Origin of the sequence: Nocardia sp. BSTN01 (genome assembly GCF_015354405.1) — a bacterium.
In the GTDB taxonomy this organism is placed as follows: Bacteria; Actinomycetota; Actinomycetes; order Mycobacteriales; family Mycobacteriaceae; genus Nocardia.
In genome coordinates this window covers 39,385-56,929 of sequence record NZ_JADKYP010000019.1, presented here as the reverse complement: position 1 = coordinate 56,929, position 17,545 = coordinate 39,385, and the positions used below count along the sequence as shown (strand labels likewise).

General features: G+C 67.9%; 16 protein-coding genes. 15 read left to right on the top strand and 1 reads right to left on the bottom strand.

The genetic code is table 11. From position 1 onward, the window contains the following. Window positions 1-207: 207 nt before the first annotated feature. The 6 genes from IRT45_RS17655 to IRT45_RS17630 all read left to right on the top strand — a co-directional run bounded on the left by IRT45_RS17655 (window position 208) and on the right by IRT45_RS17630 (window position 5,945). A complete protein-coding gene (locus tag IRT45_RS17655) occupies window positions 208-2,427 on the top strand; it encodes an MMPL family transporter (RefSeq protein WP_194806944.1) in 2,220 nt (739 codons plus the stop codon). Window positions 2,428-2,677: 250 nt separating this feature from the next. Beyond that, complete coding sequence (locus IRT45_RS17650; protein WP_194806943.1) at window positions 2,678-3,346, top strand: HAD family hydrolase; 669 nt, start codon at window positions 2,678-2,680, stop codon at window positions 3,344-3,346. Window positions 3,347-3,519: 173 nt separating this feature from the next. Further along, the gene (locus tag IRT45_RS17645) at window positions 3,520-4,467 is read left to right on the top strand and encodes an AraC family transcriptional regulator (protein WP_194806942.1); all 948 of its coding nucleotides are present in this window, start codon (window positions 3,520-3,522) and stop codon (window positions 4,465-4,467) included. 187 nt (window positions 4,468-4,654) lie between these two features. Then, complete coding sequence (locus IRT45_RS17640) at window positions 4,655-5,281, top strand: PAS and ANTAR domain-containing protein (protein ID WP_228534534.1); 627 nt, start codon at window positions 4,655-4,657, stop codon at window positions 5,279-5,281. Between the two features lie 66 nt (window positions 5,282-5,347). After that, window positions 5,348-5,512, top strand: coding sequence for a hypothetical protein (locus tag IRT45_RS17635; RefSeq protein ID WP_194806940.1), 165 nt, complete (start codon window positions 5,348-5,350; stop codon window positions 5,510-5,512). A gap of 55 nt (window positions 5,513-5,567) precedes the next feature. Beyond that, the gene (locus IRT45_RS17630) at window positions 5,568-5,945 is read left to right on the top strand and encodes a hypothetical protein (RefSeq protein WP_194806939.1); all 378 of its coding nucleotides are present in this window, start codon (window positions 5,568-5,570) and stop codon (window positions 5,943-5,945) included. Between the two features lie 30 nt (window positions 5,946-5,975). On the opposite strand, the gene IRT45_RS17625 is transcribed toward IRT45_RS17630, so the two are convergent. Continuing rightward, complete coding sequence (locus tag IRT45_RS17625) at window positions 5,976-8,285, bottom strand: MFS transporter (protein ID WP_194806938.1); 2,310 nt, start codon at window positions 8,283-8,285, stop codon at window positions 5,976-5,978. A gap of 208 nt (window positions 8,286-8,493) precedes the next feature. Between IRT45_RS17625 and IRT45_RS17620 the strand changes: the two genes are divergently transcribed. The 9 genes from IRT45_RS17620 to IRT45_RS17580 all read left to right on the top strand — a co-directional run bounded on the left by IRT45_RS17620 (window position 8,494) and on the right by IRT45_RS17580 (window position 17,511). Next, complete coding sequence (locus IRT45_RS17620; RefSeq protein WP_194806937.1) at window positions 8,494-9,393, top strand: phosphotransferase family protein; 900 nt, start codon at window positions 8,494-8,496, stop codon at window positions 9,391-9,393. Window positions 9,394-9,541: 148 nt separating this feature from the next. Then, window positions 9,542-10,399, top strand: coding sequence for an ABC transporter permease (locus IRT45_RS17615; RefSeq protein ID WP_063008397.1), 858 nt, complete (start codon window positions 9,542-9,544; stop codon window positions 10,397-10,399). Next, on the top strand, window positions 10,399-11,262 hold the full coding sequence (locus tag IRT45_RS17610; protein ID WP_194806936.1) for an ABC transporter permease: 864 nt from the start codon (window positions 10,399-10,401) through the stop codon (window positions 11,260-11,262). Before IRT45_RS17615 ends, IRT45_RS17610 begins: the two co-directional genes overlap by 1 nt. A gap of 4 nt (window positions 11,263-11,266) precedes the next feature. Further along, on the top strand, window positions 11,267-12,325 hold the full coding sequence (locus IRT45_RS17605) for a hypothetical protein (protein WP_194806935.1): 1,059 nt from the start codon (window positions 11,267-11,269) through the stop codon (window positions 12,323-12,325). Continuing rightward, window positions 12,326-13,330: an MlaD family protein gene (locus tag IRT45_RS17600; protein WP_194806934.1), complete on the top strand. Its 1,005-nt coding sequence runs from the start codon at window positions 12,326-12,328 to the stop codon at window positions 13,328-13,330. After that, window positions 13,318-14,361, top strand: coding sequence for an MlaD family protein (locus IRT45_RS17595; RefSeq protein ID WP_194806933.1), 1,044 nt, complete (start codon window positions 13,318-13,320; stop codon window positions 14,359-14,361). The genes IRT45_RS17600 and IRT45_RS17595 overlap by 13 nt, the downstream gene beginning before the upstream one ends. Beyond that, window positions 14,361-15,464, top strand: a complete 1,104-nt coding sequence (locus tag IRT45_RS17590; protein ID WP_228534519.1) for an MlaD family protein — start codon at window positions 14,361-14,363, stop codon at window positions 15,462-15,464. Before IRT45_RS17595 ends, IRT45_RS17590 begins: the two co-directional genes overlap by 1 nt. Next, window positions 15,461-16,558, top strand: coding sequence for an MlaD family protein (locus tag IRT45_RS17585; protein ID WP_194806931.1), 1,098 nt, complete (start codon window positions 15,461-15,463; stop codon window positions 16,556-16,558). The genes IRT45_RS17590 and IRT45_RS17585 overlap by 4 nt, the downstream gene beginning before the upstream one ends. After that, window positions 16,555-17,511 (top strand): MlaD family protein, encoded by a 957-nt coding sequence (locus IRT45_RS17580; RefSeq protein WP_194806930.1) that lies wholly within the window; start codon window positions 16,555-16,557, stop codon window positions 17,509-17,511. The genes IRT45_RS17585 and IRT45_RS17580 overlap by 4 nt, the downstream gene beginning before the upstream one ends. The last annotated feature ends 34 nt before the right edge of the window (window positions 17,512-17,545 follow it).

Here is a 17,545-nt window from a genome sequence, read left to right as displayed (position 1 = left end):
GAAAATCGCTGTACGCCGGCCGAGTTCGCGCGCAAAGCGTCCTATCTTTCCTCGAACGCTCATTTCCCCGGGGCAGCTGTCGGCCGTCCCCACGACAACGCGGCGGTTAATTTCCGGAAATTCCGCCGAAACCGCAGGCCCGGTCTCGCGACGAGCGTCGCGAAACGACAGCCGAACCGATCCGCGCAAACAGTTGGGAGCCGGCATTTGTCCGCCGAATCGAATCACTGGGCCGATCTCGTGCTGCGCCGGCGGTTCACGGTGATCGGCGTGCTGGTGGCCGGCCTGCTCGCCCTCGGCTGGTACGGGCTCGGCCTCGGCGAACATCTGAGCTCCAGCGGCTGGGACGATCCGTCCTCGGAATCGGTGCGAGCCGCGCACGTGCACGAGGAGATCTTCGGACGCGACCACAGCGCCGATGTGGTCGTGCTGTATCACGCCCCGCCCGGAACGACGATCGACGATCCGGCCTTCGCCGCGCCGATCGTCGCGAGCCTCGACAGTCTGCCGAAGCGGTTCCCCCAGCAAATCGATCGCGTAAACGCCGCATATTGGCCCACCACAACGGGTGTGGCGCTTCCGGATATGTTCGGCTCCGCGGACCGTCAGCACGCCTTCGCCTCCATCGCCATCCACGGCGACAACCCCACCGAGCAGATGCGCAACTTCCGAGCCGTCGCGCACGCCTTCGACGTTCCCGGCGTCGATATGGAGGTCGCCGGCGGGCAGGCGGTGGTCGGCGCGCTGAACGACACCATGGCCCACGATCAGCAGCGCATGGAGCTGTTCGCGATTCCCGCGGTGGCGGTGCTGCTGTTCTTCCTCTTCGGCGGGGTGGTGGCCGCGGCGCTGCCGTTGATCGTCGGCGGGCTCACCGTGCTCGGCGCCTGGGGCCTCATCCGGCTGCTGACCACCGTCACCGAGGTCAATTCCTTCGTCTCGCCGGTGGTTTCGATGGTCGGGCTGGGGTTGGCCATCGATTACGGGCTGTTCGTGCTGAGCCGGTTCCGCGACGAACTCGCCGACGGTCGTGACGTCGACGACGCGGTGCGGCGTTCCGTGGCGACCGCGGGCCACACCGTGGTGTTCTCGGCCACCATCGTGGCCGTGGCCGCCGCCGCAATTCTGGCGTTCCCGCAGGGCTTTCTGCGTTCGTTCGCCTACGGCGCCATCATCACCATCTCGCTGGCCGCGTTCACTTCGATCACCTTGCTGCCCGCGATGCTGGCGGTGCTCGGCCACCGGGTGGACCGCTTCGGCGTGTCCTGGTTCCGCCGGACCACACCGCCGGGCCGGGTTCCGGACAATCTCTGGGGACGGATCGCCGACCGCGTGATGACAAGGCCGCTGTTCGTGGCGGTTTCGGTGATCATCGGACTGCTGGTGCTGATCGCGCCGATCCGGGACCTGGCCTTCGGCGCCATCAACGAACGCTTCCTGCCACCGAATCATCCGACCCGACTGGCGCAGCAGCACTTCGACGCGATCTTCCCGCTGCGCCGCATCAACCCGATCGATCTGGTGCTGATCACCTACGACCCCGTCGCCAAGGAGACCGTACTCGCCGAGGCCGGCCACGCCCCGGGTCTCGCGGCGCCCTTCCCGGCCTGGCTGCAGCGGCCCGCGCAGTCCAGCGTGTTCACCACGCAGACGGTGCTCACGTCCACGGCCGACAAGGATGCGGCGATCGATTACCTGCGCTCGATACCACTGCCGAAGGGCACCACCCTGCTCGTCGGCGGTCAGCCCGCCATCGAGAAGGACAGTATCGACGCACTCGTCGACCGGATACCACTGGTGGTCGCCCTCGTCTTCCTCGCCACCACCGCCCTGATGGCATGGAGTTTCCGCTCACTGGTGCTGCCGTTGAAGGCGGCCGCGTTGAATCTGCTCGGGCTCGGGTCCACGGTCGGAATCCTCACCTGGATCTTCATCGACGGGCACGGCGCCGGGCCGCTCGGCTTCACCTCACAGCCGATCATGGCACTGGTGCTGGTGGTGATCGTGTCGGTCATCTATGGGTTGTCCACCGACTACGAGATATTCCTGCTCTCACGCATGGTCGAGGCGCGGGCCGCGGGCGCGTCCACCCGCGCGGCGATTCGCGCCGGTGTCGCCCACACCGGGCGCATCATCACCGCCGCCGCCCTGGTCCTGCTTGTCGTCACCGGCGCCTTCGCGCTCTCGGATCTGGTGATGATGCAGTACATCGCCTTCGGCATGGTCGCCGCCCTGCTCATCGACGCCACGATTCTGCGGGTGCTGCTGGTTCCGGCGACGATGCGCCTGCTCGGCGACGTCTGCTGGTGGGCACCGCGCTGGTTGCGCCGCGTTCCGGTGACGGCCGGGGAACACGAAAACGGCGACCGGACAGAGTCGTTCGTGCGCACGGAGAACACGCCCGCGGCGGCGGCCGGCACCCGGTGACACCGCGTGCGGGCCGCCGGCGCGATCCATGCCTGATACACCGCCGGCGCGGGACGATCTGGGCGAATCACGTGGTCCCACCGAAGACACCGCCTTCCTCGATCGTCGAGCCGACGGGTTCGTGATGCGTCGACAGTGAACGTATGGCGACTCCGGCGGGGATGTTCGCCGCCGCACCGTCATCCGCTCGGTACAGTGGCGTCTGCTCTCGAATGGCGCGTCGTGCAGGCTCGTACCAGAAGGAGATGCCGTGCCCGAACCCGCAGCCGTCCTCTTCGATATCGACGGCACGCTCGTCGACTCCAACTATCTGCACGCCGTGACCTGGCATCGGGCCTTCCGCGAGGTCGACGCGGACGTTCCGATCTGGCGGATCCACCGCAGTATCGGCATGGACGGCGACGAACTGCTGCGCACCCTCGCCCCCGAACTCGACAGCGAGACCGCCGATACCGCCAGCGACCTGCACAGCAGCTACTACCTCGAGCGCGCCGTCGAACTCACTCTGCTGCCCGGCGCCCGCGAGATTCTGCGCCATCTGCACGACGCGGGCCTGCGCGTCGTCCTCGCCACGTCGGCGCCGCCGGACGAATTGGCCCGGCTGCGCGACCTGCTCGACAGCGAGTCGGTGTTGTACGCGGTAACCGGCGCCGAAGACGTGGAGACGGCCAAACCGGATCCGACCATCGTCCAGGTGGCCCTCGACCGGGCCGGTGTCACGCCGCGGCGCGCGGTGTTCGTCGGCGATACGGTCTGGGACATGCGCGCCTGCACGAAACTCGGCGTGGCGGCGATCGGTGTCCTGAGCGGCGGCATCTCCCGCGGCGAATTGGAGGCCGACGGCGCGGCGTTCGTCTGTGACGACGTCGCGCACCTGCGCCGTGACCTGGACCGCAGCCCGCTGGCGTCCCTTCTCTGATCGTTTCCGGCGCGTATTCGTTACCGCCTCGAGAATCATGTCACCACCGGCTGACACGACGCGGGCCGCCGCCACACTATGGACAAGTAGGCTTCGAAGTCCGCACGGCGCGGGCTGGACCAGGCGACAGTGCCCGGAGCGGCGGCAGTGGCACAGCGGAGGATCACCCACCGATGACAGTAGAGTTCGACAGCGACAGCTTGGCTGCCACCGAGCAGTTCCTGAATCGGAACTACACGACCATGGAGATCGGCAACGCCACCGAGGTCCCGGTCCGCAGCCGGATCGCGCGCGACATGCTGGGCGGGGTGAGTCTGGACCGGCTCGAACTCGGCTTCGACATGAGCTACGACGCCGATCCGTTGCACAAGGTCTGCCTGGTCGGTGTCGAATCCGGCTGGGTCGAGGAGAACTACGTCGATGTGGGCACCGATACGTTCGGGCCGGGTGAGGTCGGCATTCTGACCCCGCCGGAGCTGCCGTATTCCGGCGTCATCCATCAGGCCCGCTACACGATCACGATGTTCGACCCGGCGCTGCTGAACCGGGTCGCCTCGGCCGATCGGCCCGATACCGACCAGGTCGCGCTCGCGAGCCACCGCACCGTCACCCCGGAGGCGGGCCATCGGCTCACCGCGGTGCTCTCACATATGCAACAACTCGCCGCCTCCTACGACGGTGAGGTGCCGCCGCTGGTGGCGGCCACGGCATCGCAGTATCTCGCCGCGACCGTGCTGTACGCCTTTCCGAACACGGCGGGCCTCGAGGCGACGCCCGTCGATCGCAGGGACGCGCATCCGCTGACCGTGCGGCGCGCGGTGGCCTATATGGAGGCCCATATCCGCGAGGACATCTCCGTCGTCGATATCGCCGCGGCGGCCTATGTGACCGTGCGGGCGCTGCAGATCGCCTTCCGCCGGCACCTCGACACCACGCCGACCGCATATCTGAAGCGCATGCGGCTGCGGGGAGCCCACGAAGACCTGATCGCGGGCAGTGCCGACGACGGCGACAGCGTCGCGGCCATTGCCACCACGTGGGGTTTCGGCCATCCCGGTCGCTTCGCCGCGCTCTACCGCCGCCACTACGGACGCTCACCCGGCGCGGCCCTCGCCGGCTGAGCACTGCACCGGGGCATATTTCCGAGACAGGGCAGCCTCAGGACGGAAAACGAACGGTTCAGTCCACTGTGCGTTCGAACCACGGCAGCGGTTCTGCCGGGCGAACATAATGATGCTTGTGCATAGAACCGACGACCCGATTCGCGACAACGCGACACCTGAGACCACCCCGGTCCCCGCCGGCCGGATGCCGCAGGTGGGATCGTTCCGGTTCTGGTTCGCCACCCGCCGCTGGGAATGGTCGGAGGAGGTGTACCGGATGCACGGGTATGCCCCCGGCGGCGTCGTCCCGACCACGGAACTGCTGCTCGCGCACAAACATCCGGACGACCGCGAAGAGGTCGCCAAGACCATCGCTCGGGCCATCGAGCTGGGTGAATCCTTCTCCAGCAGACATCGGTTCGTCGACACCACGGGCGGCGTGCACAACGTGATGGTCGTCGCCGACCGGATCTACGACGACGCCGGGCAGGTCGCCGCCACGGCCGGCTTCTACATCGACCTCACCGACACCCTGGCCGAGAACGAGCGCGAAACCCTCTCGGCCACCCTGCCCGACGTGATCGAGAACCGCGCGGTGATCGAACAGGCCAAGGGCGTGCTGATGCGCATGTACCGCATCAACGCCCGGCAGGCCTTCAAGGTGCTGGCGTGGCGGTCGCAGGAGACCAACACCAAACTGCGCGACCTCGCCGCCCAGATCATCGAGGAACTTCCCCTGGTCGCACCACCGGCGCCGGAAACCATCACCGCCTTCGACCACCTGCTGCTCACCGTGCACACCCGTATCCCGGGGCCGAAGGTCGGCGACTAGCGGCGAGTTTGCCGACGCACCGCCCGGGTATTACGCAGCGACCGCCCGCAGATCCGGAGGTGCTCGATGTCCGAACGGTTCGACGACCAGAACCGGCCCGCGAATCCCGAGCGCGAGGACGTCTCGCTGAGCGACTCGCCGGTCACCAACCGCAAGAGCCCGATCCTGCTGGTGGTCACCATGGTCATCGTGCTGATCGTCATCGTGGTGCTGTTCGTGGTGCTGGGCTGAACGGCGGGATGTCGCTGCGGACGGGGACCGGGGCGCACGGGTTGGTCTCGGCCCCATGGCTTTCCACGGTGTAGAGATCATCGCGCGCGGCATCACGGCTCGCGGAGCACGGGGATGCGCGTTCGCCGGAGTGTCGGTGGAACTCGCGGCCGGACAGCTCGGTGTCGTTGCCGGGCGCTCGGGATCCGGGCGCACCTCGCTGCTGCCGGCGCCGGCCGGGCGGATGGCGCGGGCGGAGCCGGCGGTCGGCCTCGACGACGAACTGCGCGTCGGCGATATCGTCACCGAGCGGTCGTCGACGGTCTGCGCGTCGGCATCTCCGGCGGACTCACCGGCAACCTCGTCCGCGACCTGGTCGTGCCGGCCGGATTCCTCGTCCTCATCCTGGGGGCGACCACACTCGTCGTCCGCAGACGACGAGTGTGGTCGGTGAACCGGCTGCACCCGCAGATCGAGGCCTGATTCAGCCGCAGCCCACGGAGGCCGACTCGTCGTAGCCGAGCTCCACGTCGTGGGTGATCCGGCCCGCGCCGACGGTGACGGTGCTGCTCACCGAGGGATATCCGCGCGCCACCACGGTGTAGTGACCGGCCGGGAGGTCGGAGACCACATAACGGCCGTTGTCGTCGGTGCGGGCGGTGGAGATCCGGTCACCACTCGCGTCCAGGACGGTCACCTCCGCGTTGGCGACGGCCTTGCCGTGTGCTTCCACGGCTCCGGCCAAGGTCGCCATCGGTTCCAGGTCGACATCGTGGTGCAGCAGTCCGCTGTCGGGGATGGTGAGCGTGACGGCGGTGGGGTGCATCCGATCGGCGACCACGACGAGGGTGTGGGTGCCCGACGCGACGCCGCCGCAGCGGTAGCCGCCGTCGCCACCGGTGACCGCCGCCCCGATCACCTCCCCGCGCGGATCGGTGAGCGTAACCGTCGCTCCCGCAACGGGTTTCCCATCGCCGGCGCGGCGGACGGTCCCGGTGAGCTCACCGGAACTCGGCAGCGTCAGATCCACGGTCTGGGCCACCGCGCCGACGACGACGGTGACGGCGACCGGGCGATGCGCGGCGGCGGAAGCGATCAGCACATAACTGCCGGGTGCCGGGGCGGGGAGGCGGTAACTTCCGTCGGATGCGCCCGTGGCGCGCGAAACCTGGTGTCCGCGTTGGTCGATCAGCGTCAATGCCACATCCGGCACCGGACCGCCGTTCTCCCGGCGGATGCTGCCGCCGATCGCCCGGTCGTCGCCGGCCATATCCACCGCCTGCGGCGCCGACAGACCGGCGATTCCGGCGACCACCGCATTAGCCTCGTGCGCGGCGACGAGTTCCGGTTTGGAGAATTCCGGCTGCTCCGCGAGGACCGATTCCTCCGCGGCGGCCTGCGGCGCGTGCGCGCGCACCGACGGAATGATCAGGGCCGCCAGCGCGGCGAGCACGGACACCCCGGCCAGGAACCAGAAGACCCGGGAATATCCGGAATCCGCGGGCAGACCGTGCGCGGTGGCGGCGCCCGAGGTCAGCAGCACGGCCGAGACCGCGCTGCCGATCGCACCGCCGACGGTGCGGACGTTGGCGTTCATCCCGGTGGCGGCACCGGTCTGAGCGGGCGGCACCGCGGCGACGATGATGGCCGGCATCGACGAGAAGGCCAGTCCGATACCGATACCCAGCAGCGCACCGGCCAGATAGATCTCCCAGCCGTGGTCGTGTCCGACCGCGAGCATCACGAACGCCGGAACGGCGATGACGCTGCCGATCAGCACGATCGCCTTGGGGCCGATGCGCGCCGCCAGCGGCCCGATCGACAGGCCGATCACGAACATCGCTACCGACATCGGCAGCATGTACAGCCCGGATTGGGTTATGCTGGCGCTCAGGCCGTATCCCGCCACCGATTTCGGTGTTTGCAGCAGCTGCGGCAGGAAGGTCATCATCGCGTACATTCCGGCGCCGGTCAGCACGGCCACCAGATTCGTCGTCCACACGGCCGGAATCCGCATCGTGCGCATATCGATCAGCGGTGTGGTCGATTTCAGCTCGACCACGATCCAGGCGGCCGCCGCCAGCACGGCCAGCGCGAACAGACCCAGCGTCAGCGCCGAGCCCCAGCCCCACGACGGGCCCTTGCTCACCGCCAGCAGCAGCGCCACCAGCCAGGCCGACAGCAGAATCGCCGCGCCCCAATTGATATTGCCCGGACTGCGCACCGGCGACTCCGGCACGAACATGATCGCGGCCACCGCCGCGATCGCGGTGATGATCATCGGCACCCAGAACAGCCAGTGGTAGTTGAGATGCTCGACGATCGGGCCGGCGAGCACCAGGCCCAGCCCGGATCCGACGGCGATCAGCGAGGAGGCGATGCCCACCGCGCCGTGCAGTTTCTTCGCCGGGAATTCGTCGCGAATGATGCCGAACGCCAACGGGATCACGCCGCCGCCCAGGCCCTGGATCACCCGCGCCACGATCATCACGCCGACCGATTCGGTCAGCGCCGCGATCAGCGAGCCGATCGTCAGCGCGACCAGGGTGACGACGAGCATGCGTTCCTTGCCGACCTTGTCGCCGATCCGCCCGAGAATCGGTGTCGCCACCGAGGCCGAGAGCAGATAGCCGGTCATCAGCCAGGTCGCGGTGCTCTGTGTGGTGTGCAGGGCCGGAATCAGCAAGGCCAGTACCGGCACGACCATCGACTGCAGCAATGCGTACGCCGAGATGCCGAGCAGTAGCACCGCGAAGACGACGTTGTAGTGCGGGCGGGATTTGACGCGCGCCACGGGTGGTTTCCTCCCCACGAGACGGAAGTGGAGTGAATCTCCGGTTAGAAACCCTAACAGGAATGTGAGGCAGTCTCCGACCGGGCGAACGTGATCTCGACCTCAGCAATCGGTAACCACGACGTTGCTCGAATTCGCGACGGACGGTCCGCCGATCGATCACAATGAGGGCAAGGATGAGGGATTCGGCAGAAACTCGAGTATGCGCATGACCACACAGTTGGCTGGAAACGGGAATCTGTCCGTTCTGCGCGCCGCATGTCTGAGCGCCGGCATGGAAGCGGTGGGCGCACAGGAGGTGTGGTTCGGTGCCGGCACCGGTTACCGGTTGCCCAGTGGGGTCGTGGTGCGCATCAGCCACCCGGATCATCGCCCCGAGGCGCGCCGGGAGATCGAGGCCGCCCGCTGGCTCACCACATCCGGTGTCGCCGCGCTGCGCTCCGCGCCCGACGTACGTCAACCGCTCGAGATACAGGGCCGGACGGTGACCTTCTGGCAGGTTCCGCCGCTGTACCACCACGGCGCCGTCGACGATATGGCCGCGGCGCTGCTCCGGCTGCACAGCCTGGCGCCGCCGACGACGTTCACCCTCGGCCAGTTGCAGCCCTTTCGCGGAATCGCCGAATTGATCGATACCGCCGATCTGTTCACCGGTGAGGACCGCCGCTGGCTGCGCGACCATCTCACCGAATTGCGCGGGCGGTGGGCGGATCTGCCGAACGGGATGCAGTGGTGCGTCATCCACGGCGAGGCATGGGGCCGCGATTTCGCCGCCACCGTCGACGACGACGTGCTGATGCTGAATCTGGAGAACCTGTCGATCGGCCCGCCGGAATGGGATCTGGTGCCGACCGCGATCGCCTACGCCTCACTGGGCTGGATCAGCAGCGCGCAGTACGCCCGGTTCTGCAATACCTACCATCTGGACGTCATCCGGTGGCCGGGGTTCTTCCTGCTGCGCGACATCCTCGAGTTCCGGATGACGATGGACGCGGTCCGCGCCGCCGTCGCGGACCCGGTTCACCGCGACCAGGCGCGGTGGCGGCTGGCCTGCATCCGCGGCGACGAAGGTCCGCGGCAGTGGCCGGGCTGGGTGCCCCTGCACTGAAACCGCCTGGACAGCACGCGGTTTTCCCCTTCCCGCACGGATCGCCGACCCTTGCCCACAGATCAGAGCACCCATCTGGATTGGTGTCTGGAATGTGGTCCAGATCATATGGTACGTTCTGCCGCATGGTTCGGCGGACGGAGGTTCGATGTCGACCACTGATCTGGATGTACACCTCGGGGGACGGGAACCCAGGGCGACGCAGGTCCTGCGCCGGAACTTCTCCGACACGGTGCTGTCGAGTCTGGCCACGCTCGGCCGAGCGCTGCAGATGGGCTCCCACGCGATCGGGGTAGGCCTCGGCGATGCGGTGCGGATGCGCTTTCAGACGCGCGAAACCCTCACGCAGGCATGGTTTCTGATCAAGGTCACCGCGATTCCCAGTGTGCTGATGGCGATTCCGTTCGGCGTCATCGTCTCCACCCAGGTCGGCAATATCGTGTCGCAACTCGGGGCGGATTCGATGATCGGCGCGGCCGGCGGGCTGGGGGTGATCAAACAGGGCGCACCGATGGCGGCCGCGATGATGCTCGGCGGCGCCGGATCGGCGGCCATCGCCTCCGATCTGGGCGCGCGGACCGTGCGCGAAGAGGTCGATGCCATGCGGGTCATGGGCATCGATCCGGTGCAGCGCCTGGTCGTGCCGCGCATCGCGGCGATGATGCTGGTCGCTCCCCTGCTCAACATCCTGATCATCGCGGTCGGCATCGCCTCCGGATTCGCCGTCGCGGTCGCCGCGCTCGGGGTGACGCCCGGCAGTTACTGGCAGTCCTTCGGCGCCTTCACCACCACCCTCGACATCTGGGTGTCACTGATCAAGGCGCTGATCTTCGGCTTCCTGGTGGTGATCATCGCCTGCCAGCGCGGACTCGAAGCCGGAGGCGGCCCGCGCGGGGTGGCCGACGGCGTGAACGCGGCCGTCGTCATGTCGATCGCCGCGGTCACCGTGCTCAACACCGCGATCACGCAGGTGGTCACCATGTTCTTCCCGGTGAGGATGGCCTGATGACCGCGACCCCGTACGCGCCCGCGGGCCTGCGGTGGGTGCATCGCCTCGGGCGCCGCGCCCATCCGCTGCGGCCGTTCGAATCGATCGGCTTCGTGCTCGGATTCGGCTGGCAGGTGGTGTCGTCGCTGCCGTACACACTGCGGCACTACCGGCGCCAGACGGTCGTGGTGATCACCGATATGACGTGGGGCCGCGGCTCGGTCATCATCGGCGGCGGCGTGGTCCCGCTGATGTTGCTGCTCGGGGCGGCGATGGGCGCCTCCATCGGCATCGAGGCGTTCAGCGCACTCAACCTGCTCTCACTGGGCCAGCTCAGCGGCCTGATCTCCGCGTTCGGGGTGACCCGGGAATTGGCGCCGATCGCGGCGGGTGTCGGCTTCGCGGCGCAGGCCGGCTGCCGGATGACCGCGGAGATCGGGTCGATGCGCATCTCCGAGGAGATCGACGCGCTCGAATCGCTCGGCGTGCGGTCGGTGCCGTTCGTGGTGACCACCCGTGTCATCGCCGGAATCATCGCAGTGGCACCGGCTTTCGTGGTCGCCCTGATTCTCAGCTACCTGTCCTGCGCGCTGATCGTCACCACCATCCACGGCACACCGGCCGGTACCTACAACCACTATTTCGATCAGTTCGTCCTGGGCTGGGACGTCATCGCCGCGACGATCAAGGTCATGGTCTTCGCCGTCGCCGTTGTCCTGATCCACTGTTACCAAGGCTTTTTCGCGACCGGCGGCCCGGAGGGCGTCGGCATCGGCTCGGGGCGCGCGATCCGGGCCAGCCTCGTCTCGATCATCGCGCTCGACATGCTCACCACCATCGTCCTCTGGGGATTCCAGTCCCCCATCACGTTCACCGGATGACCCCATGCCTCCTTATGCCCTGCCCGGCACCGAGGTCGGGCCCCGCCGCGCCCGGATCCTCGGCATCGGGGCGGTCGCCCTCGCCGCGGTGATCGTTGTCGGCTGGCGGCTGCTGCCCGACAGCCGACCGGCCGACGATATCCGCGTCGACCTCGTCACCGCACAGGTCGGCGAGGGCGTCGGCCCCGGAACCGATGTCCGGCTCGACGGTGTGCGGGTCGGGTCGGTCGCCGCGGTCGCCATGGCCGGAGCCGGCCGTCAGCGCGTCGCATTGGCTCTGCGCCGCTCGCAGCTGTTCGGACTGACCGACGCACTGACCGTCGACTACGCGCCCGGCAATCTCTTCGGAATCACTGCGCTGCAACTGAATCCGATCACCGGCGGCACACCGTTGCGGGACGGCTCGACCGTGGACCTCAGCGATCGCGACGCCGATCGGGTGCGCGATGCCACCCTCGCCGCGCTGCTGGAATCCACGGGCCGGCTCACCGACGACGTGCTGACCCCGAAACTCACCGAGGTGCTGCGCACGACCTCGCACGACATCGGCGCCTTCACCCCGTTGCTGCAGGCGATCGGCACGACCGCTCGCTCGTTCACCGAAACCCAGCAACTCCCCCCGTCACTGGTGCTCGGCCAGTTCGGCTCGGCGCTGCACGGCGTACCGGCACTGCTCGCCGGCGCGGCCGAACTGTTGCACGCGGATCTGACGAACCAGCAGCTCGCGACGAAGGAGAACGTCGATCGCTTCTCGGAGATGTTCAACCGGGTTCAGAACGAAATGCTCCCGGTGGCAACGGAAACCCTCTACACCGCGCAGCGAAACTTCGGGGGCCTGCTGCCGATCGCCGTCACGATGCTCGACCAGATCGCCGGTTCGGTCTCCGACCCACAGCGATCGGAGACCGAATTACGTGAGCTGCTCGACCGTCTCGGCGCCGGCTTCCACGACTCGCCGGCAGGGCCGGTGCTGAACGCGCGCGTCGACCTCACCACCGTTCCGGGTTTGGCAACGCCGCTGGCGGCGCTGCTGTCCCACCGGACCGGCGCAGGAGGGAACTGAGTGTCGACACGTGCGTTGTGGATTCGCGTCACCCTGTCCGTCCTGGCCATGGTCGTCGTGCTGGCCGGAGTGTTCCGGCTGATCGAGCGCCCGGTCGACGGTGACACCGACACCTATACCGCGATGTTCACCGATGCGAACGGACTGCGGACCGGCGACGATGTCCGGCTCTACGGGGTACAGGTCGGAAAGGTGCGCAGCGTCGAACTGGACGGGGCCCTGGCGCGCGTGCGTTTCACGGTGACACAGGGCCACCCGCTCTACACCGAAACCCGTGTGGCGGTGCGATATCAGAACCTCACCGGCTTCCGGTACCTGGAGATCCGGCAGCCGGATCGCCCCGGCGCCCGCCGCGCGCCGGCGTCGGCCTTCGATACGGCGCAGACGATTCCGGCCTTCGACATCACCACATTGTTCAACGGGCTGCAGCCGGTGCTGGCGCAGCTGTCACCCGACGATCTGAACCGGTTCGCGAGCAGTATGCTCGCCGTCGTTCAGGGCGACGGCAACGGCATCGGGCCGGCGCTCGAGGCCATCGACACGCTGAGTCGGTACGCGTCGGACCGCGCACAGGTGCTGTCGATCCTGGTGAACAATTTCGCCCAGGTTTCCGCGCATATGGCCGGAAAGTCCGGAAACGCCATGCAGTTGATGACGAATCTGACCGAACTGTTCGTCACCATCACCGACAAATTGCCCGGCCTGGTGCAATTCGCGATGGAAATTCCGCCGATGTTGCGCCCGCTGCTGGACCTGCTGGATGTCCTGGGTGTCACGGGCGAGAAGAACCGCGACCTGGACGCGCTCCTGCATCGGGTCCTTCCCAACCCGCGCCAGGCCGCCGACGTGCTGGGACGGCTCCCGGGATTGATCCAGACCCTGGCGTCGACCGTTCCGCCGACCGGACCCGACGCGAATATGACCTGCTCGCACGGCATCGCGGCGGCGCCCGCACCGCTGGCCGTCCTGATCGCCGGACAGAGGATCACGCTATGTCACCGGTAATCACCCCCTCGTCGATCGCCGCCGCCGCGCGCACCGCCCGCCGCGCGATCTTCACCGGCCGCGACGAACGCGGCACCCAATTGCGCTGGGGCATAGGCGGAATCGTCGCCGTCCTCGTGCTGGTCGCCGCCATCGGCGTCATCGATGTCGTCGGAACCACCCCGGAGCGTACGTATTCCGCGGATATCGCCGAGGCCGGTTCGATACGCACCGGCGACGACGTCCGGATCGCGGGAATTCCGGTCGGCAAGGTGACAGCGCTGCGGCTCCTGCCCGACCGGGTGCGGATGACCTTCACCGTGAAGGACGGCGTCGCCATCGGAGATCAGACCACCCTGGCGGTGCGGATGCTGACCCTCGTCGGCGGCTACTATCTGGCCGTACAGCCGGCTGGATCGAACCCGTTGGGCCACACCGTCATTCCCGCGCAGCGCGTCATGCTGCCCTACAACCTCACCCAGGCGTTCCAGGACGCGGTCGAGCCCGTGCGGCGGACCGACGGCGACGCCATCCGCCGCGACCTCGCCGCGCTGACCGGCGCGATCGACAAGAGTCCGGACGCGCTCCGGCACGCCGGGCGCGCGGTCGCCGACATCGTCGCCATCATGGACCGGCAGAACGCGGACGTCTCGCACACGCTGGCGCTGACCGACGAATATCTGACGGCGCTGAACAAGAATTCCGACACGCTCGTCACCCTGATGCGGACCTTCGGCACCCTCGAGAACGTCGTCGCCGACAATCGGGAACAGCTCAGCTGGGCGCTGCACGGCCTGGCCCAGCTGGTGCAGAAGCTGGTCCCGCTCGGCCGGATCTGGGACGACTCGCTGCGCGATCAGGCGCAGCCGCTCGTCGACGCGATTCCGAAACTGCGGGAACTCGGCGATCGTATGGGCGCCCTGCTCGACTCGCTGCACACCTTCGAGCAGCGCCTGACGCCGCTGGTCCAGCCAGGCGGCGGGGTGAGCGTCGACCAGTCCGCCGCCACGATCACCGGTATCTGCGTTCCGGTTCCCGGAGGGGGATGCTGATGCTGACGAAGATGCTCGGATCGCGCGGCCTGATGTCGGCCGCGGTCGTGCTGGTGCTCGTGCTGGCCGCGGGATTCGGCGTGAAGATGACCGGATCGGAACCGGCGATGCGCAGCTACTGCGCGGAAATGCCCGACAGCATCGGCCTCTACACCGACAGCGCGGTCACCGTCATGGGCGTTCAGGTGGGCAAGGTCACCGCCATCGAACCCGACCACGGTGCGGCCAAGGTGCGGTTCACGGTGCGCGCCGACCGCACGCTCCCGCCGGACGTCGGCGCGGTGACCGTGAGCCACACCATCCTGGCCGATCGCACTCTGGCACTCATCGGCGCCGAACCCGCCGGAGCCGGTTGGGATCCGGGCCGATGCATCACCAAAACCCTGACACCCAAGAGCATGTCGGAAACCTTCGACGCCCTGGCGAAACTCTCCGATCAGTTGAACGCGTCCGCAGATCCCGCACAGCGCACCGCCGTCGGTGACGGCCTCGACGCCCTCGACCGGGCGACATCCGGTACCGGAGCGCAGCTCAACGCGCTCATCGAGCAACTGAGCCGGGCGCTCGCCTCGCCCGACGCGGCGATCGGACATCTCGGTCAGCTCATGGACGATCTGGCCGCACTGGCCCATCGCGCCCGCAACGGATGGCCGGAACTGGAGAACATCGTGCCGCGGCTGACCGAGACGTTCTCCGATATCAATACCCTCGCCTTCCCGCCCGTGGCCGATCTGGTGACCGCACTCGCCGGGCTGCTCCCGGAACTCAACGAGGTGGTCATGAAGCTCGGCTCCCCCGCACTGCGCGCGCTGAACACCATCCCCGGTCTGTCGAAGCTCATCGCCTCGGGAGTCGGCTCGCTCGCCGAGATCATCCGCATGACCCCGGCTCTCGCCACCGGCTTCACCGATGCGGTCGATCCGGTCAGCGGCGAGTTCACCATCGGGTACGCGCCACCGAAACTGGCGCTGCCTCCACAGCAGACCGACCAGATCTGCGCGGCGCTGCGGGCGGTCGCGGGACAGCAGTGCGGAACCGCCGGCGACGGCGCGGTGACCGTGCCGGCCCTGCCGGTACTCCTGTCGGCGGTGAGCGCGAAATGACACGACGCACCGCGAACCTGCGCCGGATCTGCGCCGGCGCGCTGGTCGCCACCTCCCTCGCCGCATCGGCCACGGCCTGCGGTTTCCAGCCCGCCGACATCCCGGTGCCCGGCACCGGCGTCGGCGGACCGACCTACCGTCTGCACATCGAATTCGCCGATGTCCTCAATCTCCCGCAGGGCGCCAAGGTCATCGCGAACGGGGTGCGGATCGGGCAGCTCACCCACATCACCGTCGTCGACCTGGCGCCGCCCACCGGCACGGCCGCCGGGCGCAAAGGCTATGTGATCGCCGATGTCGCCATCCGCACCTCGGTCCGGCTACCGGTCGGCACCACCGCCCAGTTGCGGCAGGCCACACCACTCGGCGACGTCCACATCGCGCTCACAGAACCGGCCCACCCCACGGCCGGCGAGATCCGCCCGGACGCGACGATCCCGATCGCCGACACGCGCCCGCAACTGCCCATCGAGGATATCCTCGCCCAGCTGGCCACCTTCGTCGGCAGCGGCGCGGTGCACGACATCCAGAACATCGTGCACACCGTGAACGGGATCATGCCCGCGGATCCGGCGGTGACCGCGCGGATCTCCGACGTGCTCGGTTCGGACCTGAACGACCTTGCCGTCCATACCGATTCGATTCACCAGCTGGTCAGCGGCATCCAAGCCACGGTCGACGAGGGCCTGCTCGATCACACCTCGACGTGGGATCCCCTGCTCACCCCGGACGGGGTGCAGCACACCACCGATGTGATCCGTGCCGAAATCGGCGTCGTCTTCGTCCTCACCGCCCTCGGCCCGTTCGCGCCGTCGACGACCTGGCTGGGGCCGGTGCTGGATTCGACCACGGCCGCCGCGCGCGCGGTGGTGCCGATGCTGTTCGGCAGTGCGCCGCTCGACACCGGCTCTCCGTCCAATTCGGCGAAACTGACGAATCTGCTGCAGTCCCAGATCATTCCGTTCGCCGAGCGCGGGCCGAAGATAGATCTGGTCGGCGTCACGGTATCGCCGTCTCCGGCCCCCGGCATGCCCCCCGAGGAGCAGACCACCCGCATCGTCGACACGCTACGGATGATCGGAGCGGTGCGATGAGAATCCGATCGATCGTCTCGCTCACAGCGATCGCCGCCGTCCTCGTCTTCGGCATCGTCTACATGACGGTGGGTGTGCTGCACCTCGATCCGCGCACGTCCACCTTCACCGCCGATCTCCGGCTCGCCGAATCCGGTGGGCTAGGGCCGAATTCGCCGGTGCTGTTCGATGGGGTCGCGGTCGGCAAGGCGGAGACGGTGCGCAAACAAGCCTCCGGCGTGCTCGTCCGGCTGCGGATCGACGACAAGTACCACATCCCGGCCACCAGCGACATCCACATCGAACAGCTGTCGGCGCTCGGCGAACCGTATATCGAATTCGCCTCGACGAGCCCGGGTGGGCCGTATCTGCGTGACGGGCAGACGATCTCGACCGAGCGGGTGCATCTGCCGATGAACATCACTGCGCTGTCGACCCGGGCGGTGACACTGCTCGAGCAGCTCCATCCGGAGACGGTGGCGCGACTGGTCGACACCTTCGACACCGCGCTGACGGGGACCGATCAGGCGATGCGCACCCTGCAGCACTCGTCCGATCTGCTGGCGGCCACCCTGCTGAGCCGCACCGACGCCATCCGGCAGCTGTTCGCCGATATGCAGGCCGTCGGCGGGAACATGGACTGGCTCGGGCCCTCCCTGGAAACCGCCGGACCGCAACTCGGCCGGTTCGGCACCATGCTGATCAAGATCGTCGAGGGCGGGTCCGTGCTGTCGAACAAACAACCCGTGGACAACTACTACACCGGCGACGGACTGGTCCCGTTCCTCGGGCAACTGACCGAACTGCTGAACAAGATCGGACCGGCCGTCGCGCCACTGGGCCCCGCCTTGCAGCCGGTACTCACCGAGGCCGTCCACTCCTCGCCCCATATCGACGTCAGCGCGTTGATCAGCCAGGCACTGCAGGGCGTCGATCCCGACGGCACGCTGCATTTCCGGATCGCCGTCAGATAGCTACCACCCAGCCCGACCGGCAGGAGGAACCGAC